We start from the raw sequence: 25,690 nt of genomic DNA on the forward strand, positions 1-25,690 counted from the left end.
CGAAGGGTAGTGATTGGTGTTGTGGGTGGTGGTATAAGCGCGATAGATGGCGCTTATACCTAGGTTGGCTAAACTTACAGCAAGTTATTTTCGAGCGTTGCGCCCCAATTTGCTGACTGCTTCACGATGTCGTTCAGCATTGCCTGAGTTGTCCTGAAGTTGACGCTACAGGCCCGCATAACCACACTGCCATCCAGTAGCTCCGCCCTGGAAATCAGCGTTTGCTCATGCTGGCTAAGCTTTTCAACAATGGCTAACTGCAGTTTGCTAAGTTGTTCCTTATCCAAGGTTTCGCGTGGATTATAGCGCCAGCAAACCACGGATAACTCCGGCTCCATAATTAACTCAAGCGAGGGTGTCGCTTTAATTAATTCAGCCGCTTCATGGATGATGGCGATGTCGTGTTCCATCATTTCCCGATAAGCATCCAAGCCGTGATATTGGATTCCCAGCCAGATTTTTAGCGCCCTGAAAGGTCGTGAATTCTCCGGCGTGTAATCAATAAAATCGATGATTTCACTTTCCGGATTCTTCTGCACATAGCTAGGCTGCGCACTAAAGGTATTGACCAGATCACGCCCGCGCTTCAGCAAGGTAACCCCTGCGCCCACTGGCGAGTAAAACCACTTGTGTGGGTCAAATGCAATCGAGTCTGCTTGGCTAATCGCCTTCAAATCATCGCTGGCATAGCGGGTAATGACTGCCGGTGCGCCATAAGCCCCATCGGCGTGTAACCAGATGTCATAGCGCTTGGCGAGCTCGACCATTTTAACGATCGGATCGACCATTCCGCAGCCCACTGAACCGGCATTGGCGATAATGGCAATCGGAATCACACCGTTGGCGATATCTTCTTCAATTAAAGCCTCTAAAACCTCAATATTAATCAGGTAATCTGGCGTAACTGGCACCGAACGCAGGCTATTACTGCCAAATCCGAGCATTTCCAGCGCTTGTTTATGACAATAGTGCGCTTGGTTGCTGACATAAAATGCGTACTTTTGCCCGGCTGGCAGGCCTTCGCTGCGCACATTCGGAATCTTGTGATTGCGCGCGGCGCTAAGCGCCAGAATATTGGCAAACTGGCCGCCACTGGAGTAGATGCCGGAAGCCTCTTTATCGTAGCCCATCATGTCTTTAAACCAGCTCAGTGTTTGCATTTCGATGGCTGAGGCAGCGGGTGCGATTTGGCTAATGCCGGGATTTTGATTAATAGCAGCGGCTAAAAAGTCACCCATCACGCCGATAGGATCAGCGGCAGCGGTAATATAGGCTAGAAACTTTGGATGATTGTTGTAGCCGCTGTTTTCCACCAAGTGCTCTAGCTTGGGCAGTAAGCTATCCAGCGATTGACCGCTGGCAGGCACCTCGCTTTGATAGTGGCTGAGTATGTCGGTATGTGAATCGATTGTTGGAATCGGGTCGCGAGATTCCCAGTTACCGGAGGCTTCTTTGACTAGTTTTCCAAATACCCCTAAGGCCTCATCCCATTGTTGGTTGTTCCAGTCGAATGGTTGTTGTGACATTGATTTTCCCCTCCTTTGGATTAATGACTCAGAAAATTACTGATCGTTGACTGGTATAAGTGGGCTTCCTGAAGGCAGGAATCATGACCACTTAAGGAGGTTGCGGTATGGTGCTGGTAGTCCACCACATGCGGCTTCAGGTAGTTAATCAGTGCCTCTTGCTCGCTTTTCGGGAAGCAACGGTCATCATCAATCGACAAAATCAACCAGCGCTGATGTTGTAAGCTGGCAGGCTTTGGTCCTTCCAGCTGGTATTGATTCATGGCTTTGAGTAGTGCCATATACGAGTGCTCAGAGAAGCGCTTGTGGAATGAGAGGGTATTCCAATGCAGGAATTTCTCCAGCGGGTGCTTCAGCGTGTAGCCACTGCAGGATAAGTCCTTTTTAGGAATGGCATTGGTATTGGTGTCGATATTTTCCGGTACCAGAAAGGTCTTCATGGAAATCATGCGTGCGATCGCCATTCTTAGCTTGTCATCGCAGCCCGCCTCTTTCAGCGTGTTAAGCACTAAAATCTGTTCGAAGTTAATCGCAATTTGAGTGGGTGGAATCCGGTGGCTGGAGGCAATGGAGATCACCCGTTGCGTACGGTTCGGTGCTTGGCAGACAAATTCCAACGCCAGCAGGCCACCTAAAGAAGGGCCAACCACGGCATACAGGTTCTCAATACCCAGTACATCCAAGACCGCAATCTGTGAGCTTACGATGTCTTTCAGGCAAATGTCCGGAAAGTGTTCGCCATAAGCCTGACCGGTATCCGCATCAATGCTGAGTGGTCCGAAACTGCCATTGCAGCCGCCGAGGTAGTTTATGCAAATAATGCAGAATTGATTGGTATCTAAGGTTTTGCCCGGCCCGATAAAGGCATCCCACCAGCCTTCACTCAATGCGCCGGCCTTATTGCCGTTTTGCTCTCTCACCGCTTGGTGGGAGCTGGTAAGTACATGAAACAGTAAAATGACATTGCTTTTATCATGATTCATTTCGCCATACGTGCTGTATGACATGGTGACATTCTTTAATTCCTGTCCTGAATGTAGCGTCAACTTCCCTATAGTCGCATCCATTAGTTAAACACTCCTGTGTTGTATAAGTATTATAAGGGGATAGCCCCTAAACCATCATTAGCCGAACGATGGCCTTATACAAGCAAAAAACCACTGCGCTAACAGTGGTTTTTTTTATGGATATGATTAGCTAAGTTGTTGATAGTACGGAATTTAAGCAGCACCATAACGAAAGGGTTAATCTATGATAAGCGTTGCTTAAAATCAAGATAACCAAACTCACGGACCGTCTTGAAGTTATTGGTATTAGAATTCCATATAACTAAGGCCGGTAAGCGTGTGCCATTGAAGGTTGTGGTCTTTACCATGGTGTAATGTGCCATATCTTCGAATATCAGGCGTTGGCCAACCTGTAATGGCTCGGCAAAACTGTAATCCGAGATCACATCACCAGCTAAACACGTCAAACCACCTAAACGGTAGGTGTGAGCCAACTCTCCGGCCTCACCTGAATCGCTGATATCGGGCCGGTATGGCATTTCCAGCGTATCCGGCATGTGGCAGGTGGCCGAGATGTCTAAAATCGCCTGATCGACCTGATTCCAAGTAATATCTAAGACTTCAGCCACTAACACGCCGGTGCCAATAGCCACCGCTTCACCTGGCTCCAGATACACTTGCACATCGTATTTTGCTGAGAATGCTTTAATCCGCTCAATCAATTCATGCAGCTGGTAGCCTGGCGCAGTAATGTGATGACCACCACCAAAATTCACCCATTGCATTTGTGGCAGCAAATGACCGAACTTCTCTTCAACCGCATCCAGTGTACGCGATAACGGCTCAAAACCTTGCTCGCACAAAGTGTGAAAATGCAGTCCGCTAATGCCATCTAGCTGCGTTTCATCCAGCTGCGATAAGGGAATACCTAAGCGAGAGCCTGGAGCGCAAGGGTCATAAATTGGTACCGCGCCTTCAGAATGCTCAGGGTTAATCCGCAAGCCAAATTGCATGGAAGGGCGCTCAGCAAGTGCTTCTTTAATCATGGGCTGAAAGCGTTGCCACTGTCTCATGGAGTTAAAGACGACATGGTCTGCAAAGCCTAATAGCTCTTGTAAGTCCGCCGCACTGTAGGCCGCCGAAAATACATGCACTTCCCCGCCGTATTCTTCATGGCCCAGCCGTGCTTCGTGTAAGCCACTGGCGCAAGTGCCGTTTAAATACTGGCCAGTCAGTGGTGCAAGATGCCACATGGAAAAGGCTTTGAGCGCCGCGAGCACTTTGGCTCCCGACGCATCGGCCACCTGCTTTAAGATCGCCAGATTGCGCTCAACAGCCACCTCATCCACTACAAAGCAGGGAGAAGGCAGGCTGTTGAGATCCAGCTTGCTAAAGTCGGTAAACTGCACGATTAAGCGTCCTGATCCAGATTGAACTCATCCAGCTCAATCACTTTCCATGGCAGGCCGTACTTGTTCATGTCTTCCATGAATGGGTCTGGATCGAACTCCTCGATATTCCAAACGCCCGGCGCTTTCCATTTTTCTTCAAGAATCATCTTGGCGCCAATCATGGCAGGTACACCGGTAGTGTAAGAAATCGCCTGAGACTGGACTTCTTTATAGCACTCTTGGTGATCGCAGGTGTTGTACAGGTACACGACCTTCTCTTTGCCATCTTTCACGCCGCGCACCACACAACCAATGCAGGTTCTGCCTTTAGTGCGAGGGCCAAGGCTGGATGGGTCTGGTAGCATTTTTGCCAAGAATTGAATCGGTACAATTTCCTGACCGTTGTACATCACCGGCTCAATGCCTGTCATGCCCACATTGCCCAGTACTTCCAAGTGCTTCAGGTAGCTGTCACCAAAGCTCATCCAGAACTGCGCACGCTTCAGTGATGGGAAGTGCTTGCTAAGTGATTCCAGCTCTTCGTGGTACATGCGGTAAATATTGTAAGTACCCACATCTTCCGGACAGGTAAAGCTCGCTTTTTTGGACATCGCAGGCGTAGTAACAAACTCACCGTTTTCCCAATGGCGACACTCTGCGGTGACTTCACGGATGTTAATTTCCGGATTGAAGTTAGTCGCAAATGGATAGCCATGATCGCCGCCGTTGACATCAATGATATCCAACTCGTGAATTTCATCGAAGTAATGCTTAGCCAAGTAAGCTGTAAAGACATTCGTCGCGCCAGGGTCAAAACCACTACCCAGCAATGCCGTTAAGCCTGCCTCTTTAAAGCGCTCCTGATACTCCCACTGCCATTTGTATTCAAACTTGGCGGTATCCAACGGCTCGTAGTTAGCCGTATCCATATAATCGATACCGGCTGCCAGACAGGCATCCATAATGGTCAGATCCTGATATGGCAGTGCCACATTGATCACCAAGTCGGGGCGCTCTTTTTTTAACAATGCAGTCAACTCGGGAACGTTATCCGCATCCACTTGCGCGGTTGCAATTTCACGGCTTAGTTGAGCGGCAATCGCTTTACACTTAGCTTCGGTACGGCTGGCAAGAATAATCTCACCAAAAACTTCCGGCAGCTGCGCACATTTGTGTGCAACCACTCCGCCAACACCACCGGCGCCAATAATCATGACTTTTTTAGACATATAAAATTCCTGAATTATGAGTTTATCGTCGGGAGCTACTTCGGCGCTTAGCGCTCGAAATAGGTGTAGCCTTGCAAGCTCTCACGGAAAGCTTTCATCATTTGTTTGCGCATGGCGACTGTAATCTTGCCGTCACGCACTGCCGCTTCTGCTTTCTTGCGGAATTGTTCCTGCATGGTTGTTGGGTTGTACTCCACATAGCTGAGTACATCAGAAATGCTGTCACCCTCAAACTCACGCTGGAAGTTGTAGCCACCATCTTCTTCTTCGATCTTGACGCTGACCACGTTGGTGTCGCCAAACAGATTGTGTAAATCGCCCAGTGTTTCCTGATAGGCACCGACTAAGAATACGCCCATGTAATACTCTTCATCCTTCTTGATTTCATGAAGTGGCAAGGTATTAGCATGGCCGGTTGGCAATGAGAATTTGTCGATCTTGCCGTCGCAGTCGCAGGTAATATCCGCGATGGTCGCCTGACGCGTTGGCTCTTCATTTAAGCGATGAATTGGCATAATCGGGAATAGCTGATCAATCGCCCACACATCTGGTAGCGACTGGAACAGACTGAAGTTGCCGTAGTAAATATCGGACAGCAGCTCCGGTAAATTTTCCAGCTCAGAAGGAATTCGCGTCATCTCTGGCAATAGCTTGGCGATATCGCCGAGTACTGAGAGATTAATGTTTTCAGCCAGCGCACGATCACGCAAAGTGGCATGACCACGATGGAATAATTCACGCACTTCATCGCGGTAATAAATGGAGTCGTTGTAGCACTCCTGAAAGTTATCGATATTAATCGTGCCTTTCAGCGCAAATAAGCTGTGCAGGACTTCCGGGCTGTCTTCATTAATTTCAGCAGGAATTGGCGCAGGCGTTTGATTGCGCACATCCAAAATATTAAATAGCAGCATGGACGAGTACGCCACGGTGGCGCGGCCAGATTCGGAAACTAATACCGGATGCGCAACCTCTTCGCTGTTCATGGCTTCCGCCACGGTTTCAACGATATTCACGCAGTACTCGTCCAGCTGATAGTTCATGCTGTGAGTGCTGTTACTGCTGCTTCCTTCATAGTCCACGGCTAATCCGCCACCGAGGTCAAGATAGCCCATTGGCGCGCCTTCTTTCACCAAACCGCAGTAGAAACGGCAGACTTCCGCCACACCGGTCCGTACATTGCGAATGTTCGGAATTTGCGAGCCAAGGTGGCTGTGCAGTAATTGCAGGCAATGCAACATATCATGCTTTTTTAGCTCATCAACCACATCCAGTAGTGCGGAGGTTGAAAGGCCGAAAATAGAGCGGTCGCCACTGTCATCTTTCCAGTGGCCATCAACCGTGGTCGATAAGCGCAAGCGCACACCAATTAGTGGCTCGATGCCCAGCGCTTTACTGCGCTCGATAATGATTGGCAGCTCGGTTGGCGTTTCTAGCACGAAGAAGCAGCGAATGCCGATCTGACGGGCATACAGGCCTAGCTCAATGAATTCGGCATCTTTGTAGCCGTTACAAATGATCAGGCTTTCGTGATCGGTGAGCTGCGATAGGGCGATAATTAGCTCGGCTTTACTGCCGGCTTCTAAACCGTGGTTATAGCGACTACCGAAGTTGGCGATCTCCTCAACCACATGGCATTGCTGATTCACCTTAATCGGGAATACGCCGCGATAATGGTTTTGGTAGCCCACTAACTCAATAGCTGCTGCAAAGGCTTCATTAAGCTCGGTAATCCGGAAATCCAGCAAGTTTTCAATCCGCAATATGCACGGCATTTCCATGCCACGATCTTGCATACCCTGAACGATATCCATAATCGCCACGGTAATTGTCTTGCCATTAATCTCAACCGTGACGGCAGCGTTGCCATCTTCTGTCAGATCAAAATAACCCGCGCCCCACTCCCGGATGCCATACAGGTCGGCACTATCTTCTACGGTCCAGTCTTGAGGCTGTTGCAAATTAGTCATTAAGGAAAGTTTCCACGGTTCAGAAAATTAGAGACAAAGATTGTAACACTTATTGTCTTAGGCGCTACCACAAAGCCCCTGGCATCAATTTATTTAACACCAGTGAAACATTAATGATAATTGTTCAAATTACGGCAGGTCTCCTATAATCGGATTTAAGCAACCAAAAAGGTGAGTGGCATGACCCGGATTTTACGCACGATGACCGCTCTGATTGCCAGTGGGGCGCTACTGTTTCCACCCGCATTTGCAGAGGACTCGATCGAATATGCCACGAAACCAAATCGTGGTCTGAACGCGATCCAGCACAACCAATTAGATACCCTGTTTGATGCCTTGCGTCATTCTAAAAGCAAGCAGGAAGCGCAGGACCATGAGCAGGAAATTTGGCGCATTTGGATGACGCCCGATGACACTGAAATCGGCGCGTTAATGGATCGGGCCATGCTGGAAATACAAGAACAGCGCTACAGCGAATCTTTGCAGACACTGGATACCATTGTTAGTCGCTCGCCCAAGTATGCGGAAGCGTGGAATCAGCGAGCTTTGGTGCATTTTCAGTTGAAACAATATGATACCTCGCTGGAAGATATTGCGGCCACACTCAAGCTTGAGCCGAGACATTTCGGCGCATTGATCGGGCGTAGTAAGATTTATCTGGAGCTGGGAAAAAGTAAATTGGCTGAGGAAAGTTTATTGAAAGCCTTGCGCTATCATCCTTATTTGCCAGGTCGGGGGCTGTTGTTAATGATCCCCGCAGAGCCGATTGCAGAAGAAGATCTCCCCTTTATTTGAGGAGACCCCTTCGAGGCGTTGCCTGAGTCAGGCAACGCTGATCAATCAGGCTGACTCAACTTCAGCCAATGCCATGCCGATGTATAGCTCACGCAATTGCTGAGCAACCAGACCCGGACGGCCATCGCCAATTTGCTTGTCATCAATTTTCACAACCGGCTGTACGAACAAAGTCGCAGAGGTTACAAAAGCTTCTGCAGCGTTGTAGCACTCTTCAACCGTGAACAAACGCTCTTCAACTTTGTAAGAATGCTTCTCTGCCAGTGCCAATACCGCACGGCGTGTAATGCCATTTAAGATTTCATGGCCGATTTGACGCGTTACAATCGTGCCATTGTCAGTCACGATGTAGGCATTGTTTGAGCTGCCTTCTGTGATGTAGCCATCTTCAACCATCCACGCATCATCTGCGCCAGCGGCTTTAGCCTGCATTTTTGCCATACATGGCGCTAGCAAACCAACGGTTTTAATGTCGCGACGTCCCCAACGGATATCTTCAACCGTGATGACAGAAATACCGGTTTCAGAAATTGGGTTGCCTAATACGTTCTTAGCTTGCGTGAACATCACTAAAGTCGGAGCAACGCCTTTCGGATAAGCAAAGTCACGGTCCGCTGCGCCACGAGTGACTTGCAGGTAAACCAGACCTTCATCCAGATTATTGCGCTTGATCAGCTCTTTTTGGATTGCTTCGATTTCTTCGTCAGTTGCCGGTGATGGCATTTCTAACTCAGATAAAGAGCGACGTAGGCGCACCATGTGGCCATTGTTTTCAATCAGCTTGCCGCGCAATACAGAAGATACTTCATAGACTCCGTCTGCAAACATAAAGCCACGATCAAATACTGATACTTTGGCGTCCGCTTCTGGAACAAATTCACCATTTACATAAACGATTCTGCTCATCACAATCCCTCAAAAATAATAATTTCACTGTACAAGTAAAGAAACGGCCGGACAACTGAAGACTGTTGTTAAACCTCGGCTGGTACTATCAATAGTCAGTAACTGCATCCAAAAAAAATAAGCAGATCTCCAATTAAGGGGATCTGCTTATGGGTTTAGCTTAGTGTAGCAGGTGTTTGTTTATTTTGGCAGAGAGCCCTGAACGCCTTCGACGTACCAGTCCATGCCTAATAAATCACCATCACTAATGGTTTCGCCTTCTTTAACCACGACTTCGCCAGCCTGGTTTTTGATTGGGCCTGCAAATGGGTGCAGCGTGCCTTCGACGATTGCATTTTTAACCGCATCGGCTGAGGCTTTTACATCGTCAGGAACCAAGTCGCTGTAAGGTGCGACTTCAACCATACCGGCTTTAATGCCATCCCAAGTGTCATCTGACTCCCAAGTGCCATCCATTGCCGCTTTAACGCGAGCCGTGTAATACGGTGCCCAGTTATCAATGATCGCGGTCAGCTGTGACTTAGGTGCAAATTTAGACATGTCAGACGCTTGGCCAAAACCAAACACGCCACGCTTCTCAGCAACCTGTAGCGGTGCAGGAGAGTCCGTGTGCTGAGTGATAATGTCTGCGCCCTGATCGATCAATGCCTTAGCCGCATCGCCTTCTTTACCAGGATCGTACCAAGAGTTTACCCAGATCACTTTCACTTCAGCTTTTGGGTTTACTTTGCGCATGGCAATGGTGAATGCATTGATACCACGAACGACTTCAGGAATGGGCACAGACGCAATGTAGCCTACGATGTTAGACTTAGTCATGTGACCAGCCATATTACCGAGTACCGCACGACCTTCATAAAAACGGCCGGAATACGTGCCGACATTCTTTGAGCGCTTGTAGCCAGTTGCGTGCTCAAATTTTACTTTAGGGAATGCTTTAGCCACTTTCAGAGTCGGGTTCATATAACCGAATGAGGTGGTGAAAATCATGTCACTGCCAGTGCTGGCCAGTTTGCGGATAACACGCTCGGAATCCGCACCTTCGGCAACGCTTTCAACAAAGGTAGTGGTTACACCGTCCATTGCTTCCAGTACTTTACGGCCTTCATCGTGGCGGTAAGTCCAGCCATGGTCGCCGGTTGGGCCAACATAAACGAAGCCTATTTTGAAATCATCAGCACTGGCTGAGTTTGCGGCGAATGCGAGTCCGGCAGACAGCAGCACGGTGCTTAAGGCTTGCTTCATAGTATGCTTTTTGATCATCCTGGTTTTCTCCTTGGAATTTGGGATAAAGCGGTGACATGATATTTTTGATAACGCCAAAAATAAGTATTACATGTATCTTAATATTCCCCAAAAATTGTTTTCGGGGAATGTATAACGTTGCGGCACAGGCTAGTAAAATCTGCAGCTGCTTATGAAGTTGGGTGGAACGGCTTGCCAATACAGGCTGGCGAGTTCAGTTTAATCTTGTTTTGATCGCGGGAAATCACGACCAATACCACAATGGTTGCCAAGTATGGCAGCATCGACATCACCTGTGATGGAATGGCAATACCGATTGCTTGCGCATGTAGCTGTAGGATTGAGATACCGCCAAATAGATAGGCACCCAGTAGCACACGCCCTGGTCGCCAAGTGGCAAACACTACCAGCGCCAGTGCAATCCAACCACGGCCTGCACTCATATTCTCAATCCACATCGGTGAGTAAGCCAGCGACAGATAAGCCCCTGCAATCCCTGACATCGCACCGCCAAATAGAATGGCGAGCAGGCGAATGCGAATGACTGGATAACCGATAGCATGAGCTGCGTCGTGTGAGTCGCCAACCGCGCGTAAAATGAGTCCTGCGCGGCTGTATTTGAGGAACCACCAGACTAAAAAGACCATCAGGATGGAGCCGTAAACCAGAATATCCTGCTGAAATAACAGGGTACCAAGCACTGGAATATCCGATAAATAAGGGATGACCAACTTAGGCAAGCCATCGTAGGCAACACCGACCATATCCTGACCAATCAGCGCACTTAAGCCGACGCCGAAGATGGTTAGCGCTAAACCGGTTGCAACTTGGCTGGCTTGAAAGCCAAGCACTAGCGCTGCAAACATTAGCGATAGCAAAGCACCTGCGCCAGCGCCCGCAATTACGCCAAGTGTAGCGCTGCCGGAATAATGCACGACTGAGAAGCCGCAGACGGCACCCACTAAGATCATGCCTTCCACACCGAGGTTTAACACGCCTGACTTCTCGGTGATTAGCTCACCTAATGCCGCGTAAAGTAGCGGTGTGGCCGCCGTAATAATGGTCAGAAGGATTGGAATTAATATGTCCATTATTTACGCACCACCCGATAATGAATTAAGACATCGCAACCTAGCAGGAAGAACAACAGCATTCCCTGAAATACTCCAGTAACGGCTAGTGGGAGATTCAAACTAATCTGTGCCGATTCGCCACCTAGGTAGGATAATGCTAGCAATAAGCCTGCCAGTAGTACGCCAAAAGGATGCAAGCGCCCTACAAATGCCACAATAATGGCTGTAAAGCCATAGCCCGGTGAAATGCTCGGCAGCACCTGCCCAATGGGGCCGGAGACTTCGATCATCCCTGCTAAACCGGCAGCGCCACCGCTCAGTAATAAGCTAAACCAGATGATATTCTTTTGGCTAAAGCCTGCGTAACGACCCGCTGCTGGGGCTTGGCCGAGTACTTTAACTTCAAAGCCGATTAAGGTGCGGGAGATCATCAACCATGCGGCAACCACGGCAGCCAGTGCAAAAATCCAGCCCAAGTGTAAGCGGGTGCCCTCCAAGATAATCGGGAGAATCGCCGAATCGCTAAATAAGCGTGATTCCGGGAAGTTGTAGCCGTCCGGGTCGCGCATTGCGCCATGCACTAATAAGCTCAGTAAAAAGCCTGCGACATAGGTCAGCATGAGGCTGGTGAGGATTTCATTGGCATTAAAGCGAGTGCGCAGGAAGGCTGGAATGGCGCCCCATAGCATGCCGCCAAGAATACCGGCGATCACCATCAACGGGATCACCCAGACTGAATCGACCTCGTAAAACCAGAGCGCGACCGCACCGCCGCAGATGCCACCTAAAGTGAGTTGGCCTTCTGCGCCGATATTCCAGACACCCGCCCGAAAACCAATCGATAGGGTGACGGCAATCAGCACCAGTGGCGTCGCCTTAACCGCTAACTCCGCCCAACCATAGGTTGTGGTCAGTGGCTCAACAAAAAAGGCATACAGCGCCTCGGATGGCGACACGCCCATAATCAAAAACAGGAAAACACCAAAGACTAAAGTGAGTGCAAGCGCCAACAGTGGCGATACTAAAACCATCTGGCGCGATGGCTCAGGGCGTTTGCTAAGCTTAAACAGCATGGGCAACCTCCGCCGGTGAACTGGTTCGCTCAAGTTTAGTGCCGGCCATTAGCAGGCCAACGTCTTCGATAGTGACAGAGTCAGTATTGTAAATTTCTGAAACGCGGCCGGCACAAATTGCACCAATGCGATCTGTGGTTGCCATTAACTCATCCAAATCCTGTGAAATAACCAATACCGCTGCACCATTATTCGCCAACTCGCGTAAGGCTTTGTGAATGGTTTGGGCCGCGCCCGCATCCACTCCCCAAGTCGGTTGTGACACGATTAGCAGGCCGGGGTTTTGTAAAATTTCCCGTCCCACAATAAATTTTTGAAGATTACCACCAGATAAGCTGGAAGCCACTGCGCCACTGCCATTGGTTTTTACATTGAAATCGGTGATGATTTTTTCTGCAAAATTGCGGGTAGCGGCTTTTTTAATAAAGCCATTACCGATTAGCTTCAGGCGTCGAAAGGCCGTTAGAAAACTGTTATCAACCAAGCTCATTTCGGGGACTGCGCCATGACCCAAACGCTGCTCTGGGATGGCAGCTACACCTAAAGCACGGCGTTGGTTAGGGCCAAGCTGGCCGCAAGGTGTGCCATCAATTTTCAGGCTATCTTGTTGGCGGCTTAGCGACTCACCACTTAAGGCGAGCAGTAATTCATCCTGCCCATTTCCGGCAACGCCCGCAATGCCGACGACTTCGCCGCAATGCACACTCAGGTCAATATCTAATAGTGGAATGCCGAACTCATCGGCAGCTTGCAGGCTGAGTTTACTTACCGCTAAGCGCACATCGCCCGCTTGATTACCACTGCGCGGCGTCATGGACTCCAGCGCTTCGCCCATCATCAGGGCGGCTAGTGATTGAGCGCTTTCGTCACTCACGCTCACGCTGGCAACGCCTTCGCCATTCCGCAGCACGGTGGCGCGATGGCATAAGGCTTTAATTTCATCCAGCTTGTGGCTGATATACAGAATGGCTAAGCCTTCTTCGGATAAGCGCTTAAGGGTTTCAAATAAGCGTGAAACCTCCTGTGGCGTGAGTACCGAAGTTGGCTCATCCATAATCAGAAGCTTTGGGTTTTGCAGCAAACAGCGAATGATTTCAATGCGTTGACGCTCACCGACCGATAGCGTGTAGACATGGCGCTCCGGATCAAGTGGCAAGCCATAGCGGCTTGAAATATCGCTAATACGGGCTTTAAGCTCGGTAAGATCAACGCGCTTATCCATGCCTAGTGCAATATTTTCTAACACTGAAAGCGAATCAAATAAGGAGAAGTGTTGAAACACCATCGCTACGCCAAGCTCACGCGCAAAGGCAGGATTTAGAATGCTGACCGATTTGCCTTCCCATTGAATATCACCGGAGTCGGGGGCCAGAATGCCGTAGATCATTTTGACTAGCGTGGATTTTCCCGCGCCATTTTCGCCCAGCAAAGCGTGGATTTCGCCGGTCGCAATGGACAGGTTCACGTTTTGATTAGCAATTACGCCGGGAAAGGTACGGGTCATACCAGTGAGTGTTAGCAGGGTGGCAGCAGTCGGTTCAGTCATAGGCTCACTTTATGAAGATAGGGATCACAGTGATGAATGGAGTCGCGCAAAAATGATTATTGCATGAATTATTTAATTTCCCAATGCTTTCTGAAGGTGAGTTTTATTTGGCTTATATTGGTGCGCAAGAATGCCGTTTGGCGCGCCTTTGCACTACCTTTGAGCATGTTTAAGGCAGAAGTTGGCGATGAAATTATCTAAAAACTTCGACGGTAGATACGCTAATATAGCCGCAATTTTAGCCTTATTGATATCAGTCAGTATTTTCGTCAACCTGTTCTGGTATTTGCTATGTTCGTTATAACTAATGCCGCAACAAGGCTTTATTTGGGCTGTTATCACTCTATAAATCAGGTTTCAGCAGGTCTGAGACAATGAGAATTCTTCATGAATGAACAACAGAAGTCGCTGCAAAATCATCATAACTCACGCGATATTTGGCTGTTATTGGGCTTTTTAGCAATCACCACGTTGTGGCGCTTTAGTGTATTGGCGGGAATGGATGTCAGCCTGTATATTGATGAGGCACAGTATTGGTATTGGGCAAATCATTTAGATTTTGGCTATTATTCCAAGCCGCCTGTGGTGTCGTTACTGATTGCGGCGACCACTGGAGTATTTGGTGATGGCGAAGTGGCGGTGCGCTTGGCTAGCATTATCTGCTACCCGCTGACTAGCTTGCTGATCTATCTGATTGGGCAGCGGCTATACTCCTCACGAGTTGGTTTAGTTAGCGCCATGCTGTTTATGTTGATGCCTGCCGTCAGTATTTCCTCCTTAGTGATTTCCACTGATGTGGCTTTCTTTTTCTTCTGGGCGCTGGGGCTGTATGCCTTGATTCGCGCACTGGAAAGCAATGAGTGGACTTGGTGGGTACTGCTGGGTATTGCTGGTGGCTTAGGTATGCAAACCAAATACACTATGGGTGTATTTGTGATCTCGGCGCTGATTTATTTCGTGATTAGTGGGCAATGGCGAGTGTTTCTAAATGGTCGCTTGTGGAGTGCTGGCATACTGGCATTTCTGATCTGGCTGCCAAATCTGATTTGGAATTATTATAACGATTTCATTACCTTCCAGCACACCTATGAAATCTCCGAAGGTAATCAGAAACTCTTTCGTTGGGATGAGTTTGGCGGGTTTATCGGCGGTCAGTTCGGTGTGTTTGGCATTATTAGCTTTGCCCTGCTGATCTATGTAACGCTCAGAACGCAGTTTGCTCATAAAAAACTATTACTGACATTTGCCTGGACATTTGTGGTGATTATTTCATTACAGGCTTTGTTTGGGCGTGCTAATGCGAACTGGGCAGCTCCGGCCTTTGTGTCGGCTAGTATTGCCGTTGCGGTTTGGCTGGTGAATTTTAAGCACCCTAAATGGTTGAGTGCGGCGTTGAGTTTGAACTTGGTAATGGCCGCTGGTGTGTATTATTTCAATCCGATTGTTGATGTCTTAGGTATTGAGAAAACCAGTCGCAACGATATTTATAAACGCCTGCGAGGCTGGCCGGAGATTGGTCAGCAGTTCTCGGTAATTCGCCAGCAATACCCTGAAGCCATCTTACTGGGTTCGGGTGATCGAACCATTTTGTCGCATTTGGCTTATCAGGCACGGCCGCTGAAGGTTTCAACCTGGAATGACAGTGGCCATATTCGCCATCATTACGATATCAACGACCGCCTTGAAGCCTTAAGCGAGACCCAGTTTTTGTTCGTGAGTAAAGGTGAGTTGAGTGATGCCATGCGCAGTACTTTTGGCTCGGCTAAGTCATTAGGTGTGCTGGAAGCGGATATTTACCCTAAGTACCAGCTTCGCTACTACGTGTATTTGCTAACTGACTTTAAAGGCTATTCAAAATGAGTTTATTGTTATCAAAACGCGGGCTATTACTGAGTCTTGTGGTGATGTTACTGGTCACTACCGTATTTTGGGTGACTGATCTGGATTTGCAGGCGGCAGCTCGATTTTATCACCCTGAAGCGGCCAATCCTTGGTATGAGGGTGACTCCCCACTGTGGTCGTTTATGTATCAGATGGGGCCGGTGATAAGCATTACGATTGCCGTGGGTTCGATTTTAGTTATTTTCCTGTCAGGCCTTAAAGCGGCGTGGAATGGCTATCGGATTCAAGCAGTCTTTGTACTTTTGTGCTTTGTAATTGGGCCGGGCTTACTGGTCAATGCCGTCTTTAAAGATCACTGGGGGCGGCCAAGGCCTGAGCAGGTTCAGAACTTTGGCGGCGCTGAGCAATACGTTCCGCCAGCACAATATAATGCAGCGGGTAATGGTAAATCATTTCCATCTGGCCATAGTTCAGTTGGCTTTGCCTTGATTGCGTTCTTCTTTATCTGGCGTAAAAAGCATCAAACATTAGCAAAGTTAGCCATTGTCGTTTCCCTGATTATGGGGGGCTTATTGGGCGCAGCTAGAATGGCTGCCGGAGGGCATTTTTTATCGGATGTTATCTGGTCGATGTTTATTCCGTTTTTGGTGTGTGCGGGTTTGTACAAGCTCTATGAGGCCAAGTTGGATAAAGAGCCTGAGGTCACCGCTTTCTCGCGAAAAGCGGGCTTTTTCTACAGCGCGATTGCCTTTGCAGTGTTCTCATTTGGATTATTTAACTGGCCTGTGAAAATTAGCCAGAGCTACCAAATCCCCTATCAGTCTTATCAAGTGATTACAGTAAATGCAGGGCACTTAGAAGTTGAAATGAAAGCATCTGATGCGGGTAGTGAGCTACAAGCCGATTTTTATATGAAAGGCTTTGGTTTGCCGGGTAGCAAATTGGTATTCAATCAACAGGAAACTGGCGATACTTTAGAGCTCAGTGTCGATGAAAAAGGCCTGCTGACGGAAGTTGAAGGTAAACTCACTATTCAGGCACCAGCTGAGGCGTTAAAACGCATTCAGCTGATTTCAGTGGTTAACTAAACCTTCTCGGGTGCAACGTTACCTTTAGGGATTAGGTAACCAATAATCCCACCAATCACTGATACGCTTAGAATAAACAGATGCAAATTGATAGCTGCCGGTGTCGCCAGTTCGGCTGTGGTGTGCGGCAGCAAGGCGGCGGCAATGCCGACTTCATAAGTCCCTACGCCACCTGGCGCGTGAAATGGCAGCACGCTGGTTAGCTCGCCCGCGATCGCGCCGGATAGTCTGCTCATAAAATCCAGCGCAATAAACTGGCCCAAAATCCAAACCAGTACCAGTAACTTCAGCACCCAATTCATCCACGTCAGCGCCCAGCAACTAATGAAGCGCCAGTGGGAGTCAGGTAGGCCGCTCAGCCCTTTTTTGGCCAACCTTTTCCAGCCTTTTTCATCCTCGGAATTGCCCAGTTTACCCAGTAGAAAATTCCGTAAAATATAGACTGCCACCGGCATCGCCAGCCAGCCAATTAATACTAAGGCAGATAGCCATATCGAAAACCCATCCGGCACCAGTGATAACATCCCAAGCGCCAAAATAGTGTGCAAATCCAGCAGGCGAAACCACAATAAGGCGGGCAGGGAGCGGCTGTAATCAATGGCGAAATAGCGCTTCATGAGGAGTGGAAAACTGACTTCGCCACTGCGCATTGGCATGATGTTATTTAAGATATTATGGATTAACACCAACTTCACACAGAGCCACCATCTACCTCGGATATCTTGCAAAAAGTAGTCATAAATACGCAAGGTACGTAACTGATAAGACACAATAATAAGACAGGCCGCCAGTAGAATGGCCGGCCATGATAATTGTGTCCAAGGACGCAGTATTTCGCCCCATCCCCAGAACCACTGGACTCCCAAAATAAATGCTACTAAAACCAGCAGGGAGAGTAACTTTTTAGTTGTATCAGCTTTAAGCATATAGGGATATAATGAGCTATTTATTTTTTTGGGGGCAAAAACATTGCATAAGAACAGTGTAAGTATTATCGCACCGCTGTACAACGAAGAAGGCAATGTTAAGCCGTTAATTGATGCGGTCGAAGCAGCTTTGGCCAATTACGACTTGCCGTGGGAGCTATTGATTGTTGATGATGGCAGTACCGACAGCACTCTCGACATCATGCGTGAATGCGCTGAGAAAGCTGGCCCACATGTACACGTGGTTGAGCTGCAGCGTAATTACGGCCAGACCGCTGCAATGCAAGCTGGTATTGATGCCGCTCAAGGTAGTTTGTTAGTCACGTTGGATGGTGATTTACAGAATGACCCCGCTGATATCCCCGCCATGATTGATGACCTGCTAGCCCGCGATCTGGATTTACTACAGGGCTGGCGCAAGAACCGCAAAGATACCCTGATCATGCGCAAAATTCCGTCGCGCATTGCCAATAAACTGATTCGAAAAGTCACCGGTGTAGACCTTCACGACTACGGCTGCAGCCTGAAAGTGTACCGCGCATCGGCCATGAAAAATGTTCGTCTATACGGCGAAATGCACCGCTTTATTCCGGCTTGGGTCGTGATGTCTGTTGCACCGAAGCGAATCGGCGAAATCGTCGTCAATCATCGCGAACGTAATAGCGGCGAATCCAAATACGGTATTTCTCGCACTTTCCGCGTGGTGCTGGATTTATTATTCGTCTGGTTCTTTATGAAGTACCGCACGCGCCCTGGTCACTTCTTCGGAAGCATCGGTTTGTTCGTTGGAGCACTCGGCACTCTGCTATTTATGTGGCTGGGCTTTGATAAGCTGGTACTGGGTAATGACATTGGCGGGCGCCCATTACTGATGATCGCCGTATTGTTGATGATTGGCTCGGTGCAGTTCCTAACCACCGGTTTGCTCAGTGAGCTACTCACGCGTATCTACTTTGAGTCCTCCAGCAAACGTTCTTATGAAACCCGCAAAGAAGCTGATGATATGCCTCGGGGCTGGTTTAAAAGCGAGACAGAAAAATGAAAATATTAGTGACAGGTTCGGCCGGGTTTATCGGCTTCCATTTGGTTAAAGCGCTACTCAAGCGTGGTGATCAGGTTATGGGTATTGATAATCTAAATGATTATTACGACCCGTCACTTAAGCAAGATCGCCTGCAGGATCTGGAGCTGTTTGTCGAAGCGCATGAATTACAGCGGGAATATCGCTTTCAGGTAATGGATTTGGCTGATCGCGAGCAAATTGCTGGTTTATTTGCAGACAACCAGTTTGATGCGGTAGTGAATTTAGCAGCGCAAGCGGGGGTTCGTTACTCGATTGATAACCCTGCTGCGTATGTCGATGCTAACTTAGTCGGCTTTGCCAATATCCTTGAAGGTTGCCGTAATAGCAAAATTAAGCACTTGGTTTATGCCTCTTCAAGTTCGGTGTATGGCATGAATACCAAGCAACCGTTTAGTACAGGTGATCCGGTGGACTACCCAATCAGCCTGTATGCGGCGACTAAAAAGTCCAATGAACTGATGGCGCACTCTTACAGCCATTTGTTTGATATTCCGGTGACGGGTTTGCGCTTCTTTACGGTCTATGGCCCATGGGGACGCCCGGATATGGCGTACTTTAAGTTCACCAAGGCGATTTTGGCTGACCAGCCGATCGACGTGTACAACCACGGCGATATGATCCGCGACTTCACGTATATCGATGACATTGTGGAGGGCGTTGTCAGAGTAATTGACCGTCCACCTGAGCCTCAAGTCAGCGAGATTACGACGGCTAAAGCGCCATTCAAAGTGTACAACATTGGTAATAATCAGCCGATTAAACTGCGACGTTTTATCACAGCTTTAGAAACCAGTTGCGGTAAAAAAGCGGTTGAGAATTTACTGCCAATGCAAGCCGGTGATGTGCCACTGACTTATGCCGATATTGACCCGTTGATGCAGGATTTTGGCTTCAAACCGGATACCGAAATTGAAGAAGGTATTGAGCAATTTATGCAGTGGTATCGCGGCTACTACAGCTAAGGTTTATGTATTCAGGGCGTATTGCTCTGAATAAAATACCTGCCGCAGAGTATTTACTCCTCGGCAGCCTCACGTATACGCTCCAGACGCGCTTGTTCCTCATCAAAGGCAGCTTTGATCTGCTCCATCACGGAGTCCACATCGGCCGCTTCGTTGTTTTCCTCAAACTCGCCTGTTAGCACGGTATCTGGCCTCAGTTTACCGTCTTCATACAGCGCCCAGATCTCTTTGCCGAAGTTCGTCTCCAGCAAGTCCGGTGAAAACTGACCAAAGTATTGCGTCATATTATCCACGTCACGCTCTAGCATGGCTTTTGCATTGTTATTCGCAGAGGCGTTTACCGCTTGTGGTAGATCGATAATGACCGGGCCGTACTCATCCAGTAGCACGTTAAATTCAGATAAGTCACCATGTACCAAGCCTGCGCAGAGCATGCGTACAATATCCTGCATCACAAAGGCGTGATGGCCAATCGCTTCCTCATCGGTCATGGTCACATCGCCAAGGCGCGGGGCAACATCACCAGCTGCATCGGTAATCAATTCCATCAACAAAACCCCATCCAAACAACCATAGGGTTCTGGAACACGCACGCCCGCTTCTGCCAATAAATACAGCGCATCGACTTCGGCATTTTGCCAGGTTTGCTCTTGTTCTTTACGGCCAAATTTGGAGCCTTTTTCCATCGCGCGGGCGCGTCGGCTATTGCGAACTTTGCGTCCTTCCGTGTACTGGGCGGCCTTTTTAAAGCTACGTTTTGCAGTATCTTTATACACTTTTGCACAGCGTAATTCATCGCCGGTGCGTACCACATAAACGTCGGCTTCTTTACCGCTCATCAATCGGCTTAAGACTTCATCAACTAGGCCATCTTCGACTAGAGGCTGTATGCGTTTTGGTATTTTCATCGCGTCTTTTTACCCTATTTATGTGTATGATGGAATACAGCGTTGATAAACATTACCGGTGGATGCCGGTTTATTTAAGGAGCAGTTCACGACATGGAAAGAACACTTGCCGAGCGTAGCGGCGCGGTCATAGCATTTATATTCGTCATCATCATTAATTTCTTATCAAACTATCTGCCACTCAATGGCATGACTCCAAAAGACGTTTCCGACAAGTACCCATCATTATTTACCCCTGAGTCGTTCACGTTCTCAATTTGGGGTGTCATCTACCTTGGCTTGTTAGGCTATGTCATTTATCAGGCGTTGCCCGGTCAGCGACGTAGTGAGTTACTCTCAAGAGTCAGCAAGTTGTTTATGTTGAGTTGCGCAGCCAACATCGCTTGGATTTTCGCATGGCATTTTAACTTTTTGTGGCTGTCCTTGCTAATCATGTTCGCTATTTTGGGCTTTTTAGTGCTCATTTACCGAAATTTATCCTACGAGCCTGCTACTTTTGGCCGTTGGTTATTTGTGAATGTGCCATTTAGTTTGTATGTCGCATGGATTGTGGTCGCCAGTATTGCCAATTTGAGCGTGCTACAAGTGGCGATGGGCTGGGAAAACTACGGCTTGGATAATCTCAGCTGGACCTTGCTGAAGCTGGCACTGGCTGGCGTAGTGACCGCTGTAGTGGTTACCCGCCGTAGCGATATCGCCTTTGGCTTGGTCACCGCTTGGGCAGCTTATGGCATTATGGTGAAGCAGGTCGCGACGCCGGAAGTGTCCGGTGCCGCTGGCATGTTAGCTGCGATGGTCATTATCTTAGTGGCGTATCAGGGCATCCGGGCTGTGATGTTTTCGCCCGTACCTCCAACGGAGTGATGTTGAGTTGCTAAAAATAACTCGCGCACATTCACTCGCGCTTTAATCCGCGCAGCCAACAAGTACAGACCGCCTAGCTTACGATGCAAAAATAAGGCATCAGCAGGCGGTGTGTGCCAATACTCCTGCTCCATACTTAGCGCCATTCCTGCATCTTTAATGCGTTGTGCCAGCTTTGAGCTTCCAAAGTCATACACGCCATCCACGCTCAGTGGCTCGCAGGCTTGCTGAAATAGGTCAATCACCGCCTCACGCTGTTCGGCTTTAATCTCTGCCTTAAAAAAGCCAATCTTTTCTGCTGCATCCTGCATGGCATCACGATCACCCACGGAGCCTGCCTGCATCATTTGATAATAGGCATCGGCAATTGCGGCGGGATATTCACGGGTCGCACCAAAATCCAACAAAATCAGTTTCTTGGTTTCGCTATCATATTGATAATTGGCGAAGTTTGGATCGGTTTGAATTAAGCGGAATTCAAATATTTCACGGAATAATAAGGCCAGCAGCAAGCTTATAGCGCGATCACGGTCTTCTTGTGTGCCCTGCTCCAAAGCCTCAATGGGTGAGCCGGTCACAAATGACATGGCTAGTACATTCGGCGTAGTGAAGTCATCATAAACCTCTGGCAGGATAAACTCTGGCGCATCGGCTAATAACTCACGGTATTGCTTAATCCATCTGGCTTCTTGCTCATAATCGGCTTCGCAGTGCAGTTGCTGTTTGGCATCTTCCAAGAGTGGCTTGTATTCAAGTGATTTGGGAATGAGTCCTGAAATACGCAGCAGCGTTGCCACATTGTCGACATCACTATCGATACTCTCGCGCACACCGGGATATTGGACTTTTAGGGCTAGATGGCGGCCGTCTTTAGTGTGTGCGGAGTGCACTTGCCCAATCGACGCGGCCGCAACCGGCTCAAATGAAAACTGTTTGAATTTCAGATTCCAACCCTTGCCCCAGTTATCATCTAGCACTTTGGCGAGCTGGCTTAGTGGCATGGATTTGGCATCGGAGCGCAAGCGGCCCAGAATTTCAGTGAGTTCCGGCGGCAATACATCGCCCGTATCCATCGACATTAGCTGGCCGACTTTCATAGCGGCGCCACGTAGTTGGGATAACTGTTCGGCAACTCGCTTAGCATTGCCCGGTGTGAGCAGCATTTCACTGGCTTTCGGGCGATTGCCTTTGGCGAGTTGACGGGCACCTTCTGCAAGCATGCCACCAGCTACGCCGGTCGCTAAAGAGCCAAGTTTGGCGAGGCGTGATAAACGTCCGCCGGGTACCGCTGAGCTGTTGTTTTGTTTCTTATCAGACTCATTCATGGTGTACACCTTCCTCTCGGAACGGTAAAAGAATAAGCGCATTATCCGGCCTGCTGCACAGGACTACCAGTTTATGCACTTCAATAAAGTCTATTTGCTTTTCTGTGAAAAAAATCTGCTATGCTCAAAGGCTGATTACATTTAGATCAGTAACGTTAAAGGAAATAACTAATAATGAAACCAACCTTGATGTTCCTACCAGGGCTGATGTGTGATCGCGATGTGTGGCAGGAGCAAATCACTGCTTTTGCTGGCGACTATGCAATGCGTCTGGTCAATTATGATTTGGCCAGTAGTCTGGCTTCGATGGCTCGCTGTGTATTGGAGCAAGCCCCTGAAGGCCCATTGGCGATTATTGGCCATTCGATGGGTGGTCGGGTCGCGTTAGAAGTGTACCGGCAGTCACCTATGCGAGTCAGTCATTTGGCTTTACTCAATACCGGCGCTCAGGCAGTTGCTAAGGGCGAAGCGGGAGAACAAGAACGTGAAGGGCGCGAGGCCTTGCTAGAACAAGCACGGTCCGAAGGTATGAAAGCCATGGCCAGAGCCTGGGCAACCCCCATGGTACATCCTGATCACTTAAATACACCCATGTTTGAATCCGTTGTCGACATGATTGCGCATAGCACCCCTAGTATTTTTGAAGCTCAGATACAAGCTTTACTCACGCGTCCGGATGCCAGCGATGTACTGCAAAGCATTCAAGTGCCGAGTTTGTTTTTAACGGGTGTGGAAGATCATTGGTCGTCACCGGCACAACATGTGGCGATGGCAGATCAAGTCGCGAATGCGCAATTAGAGGTGTTGGAAAACTGTGGGCACATGTCACCCATGGAAGCGCCCGAGCAGGTTACTCAGGCGCTTAAGGCATTACTTAGTCAGTCGTAAATCGTTAGTGATTAACGAACTATACGGTCATCCCGGACGCTGCGCTCGTCACGTTCCTTGCGCTCGGCCCGGGCGTTTGGATTGCGAACGTTATTGTTCAGCATGGTGATAATGTTTTTACGAGCGGTGCTAAGCTTGTCTTTCATTGTCACTGTTTCGTAGTTGCTGTAACCATTAGGGCGGAAACGCGTTTCCAGCGTAATGATCATCGCTTGCTCAGCACGTAGCTTCTTCACTTCATCAGTGGTTAACGAGCCGTTAGCAATGCCATTAGCAATTAGCTGGCCCTGATTCGCCTGCTCGTTATCAATATACTGCTGAGTTGTTAATGCACGTGCTGGCGCAGTGGTTGCCGGTGGCGCAATGCGCGATGTCGCTGTCGGAGACACTTCAGTCGCCGTAATTGAAATTGTGTCTGCTGTTGCAGTGGCTTGCAGAGTGAATAATAAACCAACTGCTGCGATGCTCTTAACCAAGATACTTTTGTTCATTGTGAATACTCCATTTCATAATATTAAATACTGCGCTTCTGCCATGTAATGCGCGGAACCAACCAATAACAGCTCAAACTTTACACGCTCCTTACAGATATTAATGGGCTATTCGCTGAGCCCGAGGCGCTCCAGCAGTCTCGGCTCATCAAAATAACGCCGTCCGACAAAACTAATTGCATGATCTCCGAATCGGCGCAGTGCGCCCGGATTTCTGACCCCCATCGGCCAGAATAGCCAACGCTCAGGGCGCTCAGAACCCGCCACATAGCCCCGTTGATTAAATACCGCCCGTGAGCCATTCGCAGTAGGCAGCATTAATAAGTCATCGAAAGGTTCCAGTGCATAGCCTGTAGTATCAGCATACGCCTTAGCAGGCTCAAGGTATCGGATTTGATGGGTATCTTTCGTAACATAAATCGCCATTCGCTCAGCTGTTTCAACACGCTCTGCCAGCACAGGCTCTTGCCAGTAGCGATGGTTTGCGCGGAACTTGGCGGTGTTAGGCAAAAATAGCCGATACCAGCAGCCGCATAAATGAATGCTGTCATAAGCCAAGACTTGACCTTGCTGATTCAGATTAACCCGAAACACTAGCGCATCATGTTTGCCAGCAACCCAGTCAAACCGTTTCAGGTAGGGCCTTTGGCTAAACCAGAGCACATAATTGAGCTGGGTGAGCGGCTTGTTTTGCCAAAGGCCCTTAGAGACAAAGGCAAAGGTGGTTGCTTGCTGAGTGTCCACGTTTAGCTGGTTGGCTTGCCAGTAAGGTTTGCCCGGAAGATTGGCAGTGCTAGTGCTGTTGATTAGCCAGATTGGTGCGTGGCGGCTGAGTAAATCCTGTTGCTTTGTCGTAGCGGTATCGGGCTGATAGGCGTACCAACGTTGCCCCTGAATGTTGCCCCATTGACGTTTTATTTCTGCTTGCTCTTTAACCACGCCACGGCGAAATGGAAGAGTGGCTAAAGGATACAGTCCCGCAATTCGTGCGACCGTTGAGTAGTCATTGTCGCGTGGTAACTGTTGAAGCAAGTGGCGGGTCTTGGCTGGGGTTTCCAATTGTTTTCGGACGGCCTGAGCGGCGCAATCACGAATGAATTCAGGAGTCGTTTGCTCCACCTTATAACGTTTTCGCCAGTCTTTAACAGACTGCTTGTCGACATTGGATAATTCGAGCAATAATGCACTTTGAGCAAAAGTTGACTGATTGGTCAACAAGGCATGCAAATCGTCTGGGTTTGATTTACTATCAAGTTCGGCTTCAGATAAACGGTTGCTCCGCAGCCATGGCATACCGCTAATGCGGTTGCCTTGCAGAGTCCCCGATTGACTAACAGCCAAATGATCCAAAGCCAGCATTGCGGCTAAACATTCCGGTTGCTTCGCAATGCCTCCTCCCCCTGTTTTGTCGGGCAAATAACTACAGCCTGCTAAGGCGCAAAACAGTAATGGATGACAACGTCGTTTAAGTAATAGCAAGAGTTTCATCATAACTAAACGATGCGCCGCACACCGGTTGATGTCCAGTTGTAATTGTCGCTAACTTGCCCG

The 25,690-nt window shown here is 48.8% G+C and carries 22 protein-coding genes; 7 read left to right on the forward strand and 15 right to left on the reverse strand.

What is annotated here, in order from left to right; translation table 11 throughout:
- Positions 1–74 precede the first annotated feature (74 nt).
- The 5 genes from LEUMU_RS0117985 to speA all read right to left on the reverse strand — a co-directional run bounded on the left by LEUMU_RS0117985 (position 75) and on the right by speA (position 7,123).
- Positions 75–1,526 (reverse strand): pyridoxal phosphate-dependent decarboxylase family protein, encoded by a 1,452-nt coding sequence (locus LEUMU_RS0117985; RefSeq protein WP_022953691.1) that lies wholly within the window; start codon positions 1,524–1,526, stop codon positions 75–77.
- A 20-nt stretch (positions 1,527–1,546) separates the two neighbouring features.
- Entirely contained in the window at positions 1,547–2,593 is a 1,047-nt protein-coding gene (locus tag LEUMU_RS0117990; protein WP_022953692.1) for an alpha/beta fold hydrolase, read from the reverse strand.
- A gap of 182 nt (positions 2,594–2,775) precedes the next feature.
- The gene (nspC, locus tag LEUMU_RS0117995; RefSeq protein ID WP_022953693.1) at positions 2,776–3,942 is read right to left on the reverse strand and encodes a carboxynorspermidine decarboxylase; all 1,167 of its coding nucleotides are present in this window, start codon (positions 3,940–3,942) and stop codon (positions 2,776–2,778) included.
- A gap of 2 nt (positions 3,943–3,944) precedes the next feature.
- On the reverse strand, positions 3,945–5,153 hold the full coding sequence (locus LEUMU_RS0118000; protein ID WP_022953694.1) for a saccharopine dehydrogenase family protein: 1,209 nt from the start codon (positions 5,151–5,153) through the stop codon (positions 3,945–3,947).
- 47 nt (positions 5,154–5,200) lie between these two features.
- Positions 5,201–7,123, reverse strand: coding sequence for a biosynthetic arginine decarboxylase (gene speA / locus LEUMU_RS0118005; protein ID WP_022953695.1), 1,923 nt, complete (start codon positions 7,121–7,123; stop codon positions 5,201–5,203).
- Positions 7,124–7,303: 180 nt separating this feature from the next.
- Between speA and LEUMU_RS26715 the strand changes: the two genes are divergently transcribed.
- Entirely contained in the window at positions 7,304–7,918 is a 615-nt protein-coding gene (locus LEUMU_RS26715) for a tetratricopeptide repeat protein (RefSeq protein WP_022953696.1), read from the forward strand.
- A gap of 45 nt (positions 7,919–7,963) precedes the next feature.
- Here LEUMU_RS26715 and LEUMU_RS0118015 read toward each other — a convergent pair whose 3' ends face one another.
- The 5 genes from LEUMU_RS0118015 to LEUMU_RS0118035 form a co-directional block, all read right to left on the reverse strand.
- Positions 7,964–8,824, reverse strand: coding sequence for a D-amino-acid transaminase (locus tag LEUMU_RS0118015; RefSeq protein ID WP_022953697.1), 861 nt, complete (start codon positions 8,822–8,824; stop codon positions 7,964–7,966).
- A 180-nt stretch (positions 8,825–9,004) separates the two neighbouring features.
- On the reverse strand, positions 9,005–10,087 hold the full coding sequence (locus tag LEUMU_RS0118020; RefSeq protein ID WP_022953698.1) for a BMP family ABC transporter substrate-binding protein: 1,083 nt from the start codon (positions 10,085–10,087) through the stop codon (positions 9,005–9,007).
- Between the two features lie 152 nt (positions 10,088–10,239).
- Positions 10,240–11,160 carry an ABC transporter permease gene (locus LEUMU_RS0118025; protein WP_022953699.1) on the reverse strand — a complete coding sequence of 307 codons (921 nt, stop codon included), beginning with the start codon at positions 11,158–11,160 and terminating at the stop codon, positions 10,240–10,242.
- Positions 11,160–12,215 carry an ABC transporter permease gene (locus LEUMU_RS0118030; RefSeq protein ID WP_022953700.1) on the reverse strand — a complete coding sequence of 352 codons (1,056 nt, stop codon included), beginning with the start codon at positions 12,213–12,215 and terminating at the stop codon, positions 11,160–11,162. Before LEUMU_RS0118030 ends, LEUMU_RS0118025 begins: the two co-directional genes overlap by 1 nt.
- Positions 12,205–13,761 carry an ABC transporter ATP-binding protein gene (locus LEUMU_RS0118035; protein ID WP_022953701.1) on the reverse strand — a complete coding sequence of 519 codons (1,557 nt, stop codon included), beginning with the start codon at positions 13,759–13,761 and terminating at the stop codon, positions 12,205–12,207. Before LEUMU_RS0118035 ends, LEUMU_RS0118030 begins: the two co-directional genes overlap by 11 nt.
- A gap of 387 nt (positions 13,762–14,148) precedes the next feature.
- Between LEUMU_RS0118035 and LEUMU_RS0118045 the strand changes: the two genes are divergently transcribed.
- Entirely contained in the window at positions 14,149–15,621 is a 1,473-nt protein-coding gene (locus tag LEUMU_RS0118045; protein ID WP_022953703.1) for an ArnT family glycosyltransferase, read from the forward strand.
- Positions 15,618–16,691 (forward strand): phosphatase PAP2 family protein, encoded by a 1,074-nt coding sequence (locus LEUMU_RS28250; RefSeq protein WP_022953704.1) that lies wholly within the window; start codon positions 15,618–15,620, stop codon positions 16,689–16,691. The genes LEUMU_RS0118045 and LEUMU_RS28250 overlap by 4 nt, the downstream gene beginning before the upstream one ends.
- On the opposite strand, the gene LEUMU_RS0118055 is transcribed toward LEUMU_RS28250, so the two are convergent.
- Positions 16,688–17,617 carry a lysylphosphatidylglycerol synthase transmembrane domain-containing protein gene (locus LEUMU_RS0118055; RefSeq protein ID WP_022953705.1) on the reverse strand — a complete coding sequence of 310 codons (930 nt, stop codon included), beginning with the start codon at positions 17,615–17,617 and terminating at the stop codon, positions 16,688–16,690. The two genes, LEUMU_RS28250 and LEUMU_RS0118055, sit on opposite strands and share 4 nt — an antisense overlap.
- Positions 17,618–17,660: 43 nt before the next feature.
- Between LEUMU_RS0118055 and LEUMU_RS0118060 the strand changes: the two genes are divergently transcribed.
- Positions 17,661–18,659 (forward strand): glycosyltransferase family 2 protein, encoded by a 999-nt coding sequence (locus LEUMU_RS0118060; protein ID WP_051156145.1) that lies wholly within the window; start codon positions 17,661–17,663, stop codon positions 18,657–18,659.
- Entirely contained in the window at positions 18,656–19,663 is a 1,008-nt protein-coding gene (locus LEUMU_RS0118065) for an NAD-dependent epimerase (protein ID WP_022953707.1), read from the forward strand. The genes LEUMU_RS0118060 and LEUMU_RS0118065 overlap by 4 nt, the downstream gene beginning before the upstream one ends.
- Before the next feature lie 53 nt (positions 19,664–19,716).
- On the opposite strand, the gene LEUMU_RS0118070 is transcribed toward LEUMU_RS0118065, so the two are convergent.
- Positions 19,717–20,571 carry a PA4780 family RIO1-like protein kinase gene (locus LEUMU_RS0118070; protein WP_022953708.1) on the reverse strand — a complete coding sequence of 285 codons (855 nt, stop codon included), beginning with the start codon at positions 20,569–20,571 and terminating at the stop codon, positions 19,717–19,719.
- Positions 20,572–20,664: 93 nt separating this feature from the next.
- On the opposite strand from LEUMU_RS0118070, the gene LEUMU_RS26725 reads away from it, so the two are divergent.
- Positions 20,665–21,435 (forward strand): tryptophan-rich sensory protein, encoded by a 771-nt coding sequence (locus LEUMU_RS26725; RefSeq protein ID WP_022953709.1) that lies wholly within the window; start codon positions 20,665–20,667, stop codon positions 21,433–21,435.
- On the opposite strand, the gene LEUMU_RS26730 is transcribed toward LEUMU_RS26725, so the two are convergent.
- The gene (locus LEUMU_RS26730; protein WP_022953710.1) at positions 21,387–22,760 is read right to left on the reverse strand and encodes an ABC1 kinase family protein; all 1,374 of its coding nucleotides are present in this window, start codon (positions 22,758–22,760) and stop codon (positions 21,387–21,389) included. The two genes, LEUMU_RS26725 and LEUMU_RS26730, sit on opposite strands and share 49 nt — an antisense overlap.
- A 174-nt stretch (positions 22,761–22,934) precedes the next feature.
- Between LEUMU_RS26730 and LEUMU_RS0118085 the strand changes: the two genes are divergently transcribed.
- Entirely contained in the window at positions 22,935–23,648 is a 714-nt protein-coding gene (locus LEUMU_RS0118085; protein ID WP_022953711.1) for an alpha/beta fold hydrolase, read from the forward strand.
- A gap of 11 nt (positions 23,649–23,659) precedes the next feature.
- Here LEUMU_RS0118085 and LEUMU_RS0118090 read toward each other — a convergent pair whose 3' ends face one another.
- Together LEUMU_RS0118090 and LEUMU_RS0118095 are read right to left on the reverse strand one after the other, a co-directional pair.
- On the reverse strand, positions 23,660–24,139 hold the full coding sequence (locus tag LEUMU_RS0118090; RefSeq protein WP_022953712.1) for a hypothetical protein: 480 nt from the start codon (positions 24,137–24,139) through the stop codon (positions 23,660–23,662).
- 108 nt (positions 24,140–24,247) lie between these two features.
- The gene (locus LEUMU_RS0118095; RefSeq protein WP_157474384.1) at positions 24,248–25,630 is read right to left on the reverse strand and encodes a hypothetical protein; all 1,383 of its coding nucleotides are present in this window, start codon (positions 25,628–25,630) and stop codon (positions 24,248–24,250) included.
- Between the last annotated feature and the right edge of the window lie 60 nt (positions 25,631–25,690).

Origin of the sequence: Leucothrix mucor DSM 2157 (assembly GCF_000419525.1) — a bacterium.
GTDB lineage: Bacteria > Pseudomonadota > Gammaproteobacteria > Thiotrichales > Thiotrichaceae > Leucothrix > Leucothrix mucor.

What these genes read in the sequence shown, in the direction of transcription:
- LEUMU_RS0118045 (WP_022953703.1), top strand. Translation starts at nt 14,149, where the DNA reads ATGAATGAACAACAGAAGTCGCTGCAAAATCATCATAACTCACGCGAT.
- LEUMU_RS26725 (WP_022953709.1), top strand. Translation starts at nt 20,665, where the DNA reads ATGGAAAGAACACTTGCCGAGCGTAGCGGCGCGGTCATAGCATTTATA.
- LEUMU_RS0117985 (WP_022953691.1), bottom strand. Translation starts at nt 1,526, where the DNA reads ATGTCACAACAACCATTCGACTGGAACAACCAACAATGGGATGAGGCC.
- LEUMU_RS0118085 (WP_022953711.1), top strand. Translation starts at nt 22,935, where the DNA reads ATGAAACCAACCTTGATGTTCCTACCAGGGCTGATGTGTGATCGCGAT.
- LEUMU_RS0118025 (WP_022953699.1), bottom strand. Translation starts at nt 11,160, where the DNA reads ATGGACATATTAATTCCAATCCTTCTGACCATTATTACGGCGGCCACA.
- LEUMU_RS0118090 (WP_022953712.1), bottom strand. Translation starts at nt 24,139, where the DNA reads ATGAACAAAAGTATCTTGGTTAAGAGCATCGCAGCAGTTGGTTTATTA.
- LEUMU_RS0117990 (WP_022953692.1), bottom strand. Translation starts at nt 2,593, where the DNA reads ATGGATGCGACTATAGGGAAGTTGACGCTACATTCAGGACAGGAATTA.
- LEUMU_RS0118065 (WP_022953707.1), top strand. Translation starts at nt 18,656, where the DNA reads ATGAAAATATTAGTGACAGGTTCGGCCGGGTTTATCGGCTTCCATTTG.
- LEUMU_RS0118095 (WP_157474384.1), bottom strand. Translation starts at nt 25,630, where the DNA reads ATGATGAAACTCTTGCTATTACTTAAACGACGTTGTCATCCATTACTG.
- LEUMU_RS0118035 (WP_022953701.1), bottom strand. Translation starts at nt 13,761, where the DNA reads ATGACTGAACCGACTGCTGCCACCCTGCTAACACTCACTGGTATGACC.
- LEUMU_RS26730 (WP_022953710.1), bottom strand. Translation starts at nt 22,760, where the DNA reads ATGAATGAGTCTGATAAGAAACAAAACAACAGCTCAGCGGTACCCGGC.
- LEUMU_RS0118020 (WP_022953698.1), bottom strand. Translation starts at nt 10,087, where the DNA reads ATGATCAAAAAGCATACTATGAAGCAAGCCTTAAGCACCGTGCTGCTG.
- LEUMU_RS26715 (WP_022953696.1), top strand. Translation starts at nt 7,304, where the DNA reads ATGACCCGGATTTTACGCACGATGACCGCTCTGATTGCCAGTGGGGCG.
- LEUMU_RS0118030 (WP_022953700.1), bottom strand. Translation starts at nt 12,215, where the DNA reads ATGCTGTTTAAGCTTAGCAAACGCCCTGAGCCATCGCGCCAGATGGTT.
- LEUMU_RS0118000 (WP_022953694.1), bottom strand. Translation starts at nt 5,153, where the DNA reads ATGTCTAAAAAAGTCATGATTATTGGCGCCGGTGGTGTTGGCGGAGTG.
- LEUMU_RS0118055 (WP_022953705.1), bottom strand. Translation starts at nt 17,617, where the DNA reads ATGCTTAAAGCTGATACAACTAAAAAGTTACTCTCCCTGCTGGTTTTA.
- speA (WP_022953695.1), bottom strand. Translation starts at nt 7,123, where the DNA reads ATGACTAATTTGCAACAGCCTCAAGACTGGACCGTAGAAGATAGTGCC.
- LEUMU_RS28250 (WP_022953704.1), top strand. Translation starts at nt 15,618, where the DNA reads ATGAGTTTATTGTTATCAAAACGCGGGCTATTACTGAGTCTTGTGGTG.
- LEUMU_RS0118070 (WP_022953708.1), bottom strand. Translation starts at nt 20,571, where the DNA reads ATGAAAATACCAAAACGCATACAGCCTCTAGTCGAAGATGGCCTAGTT.
- LEUMU_RS0118015 (WP_022953697.1), bottom strand. Translation starts at nt 8,824, where the DNA reads ATGAGCAGAATCGTTTATGTAAATGGTGAATTTGTTCCAGAAGCGGAC.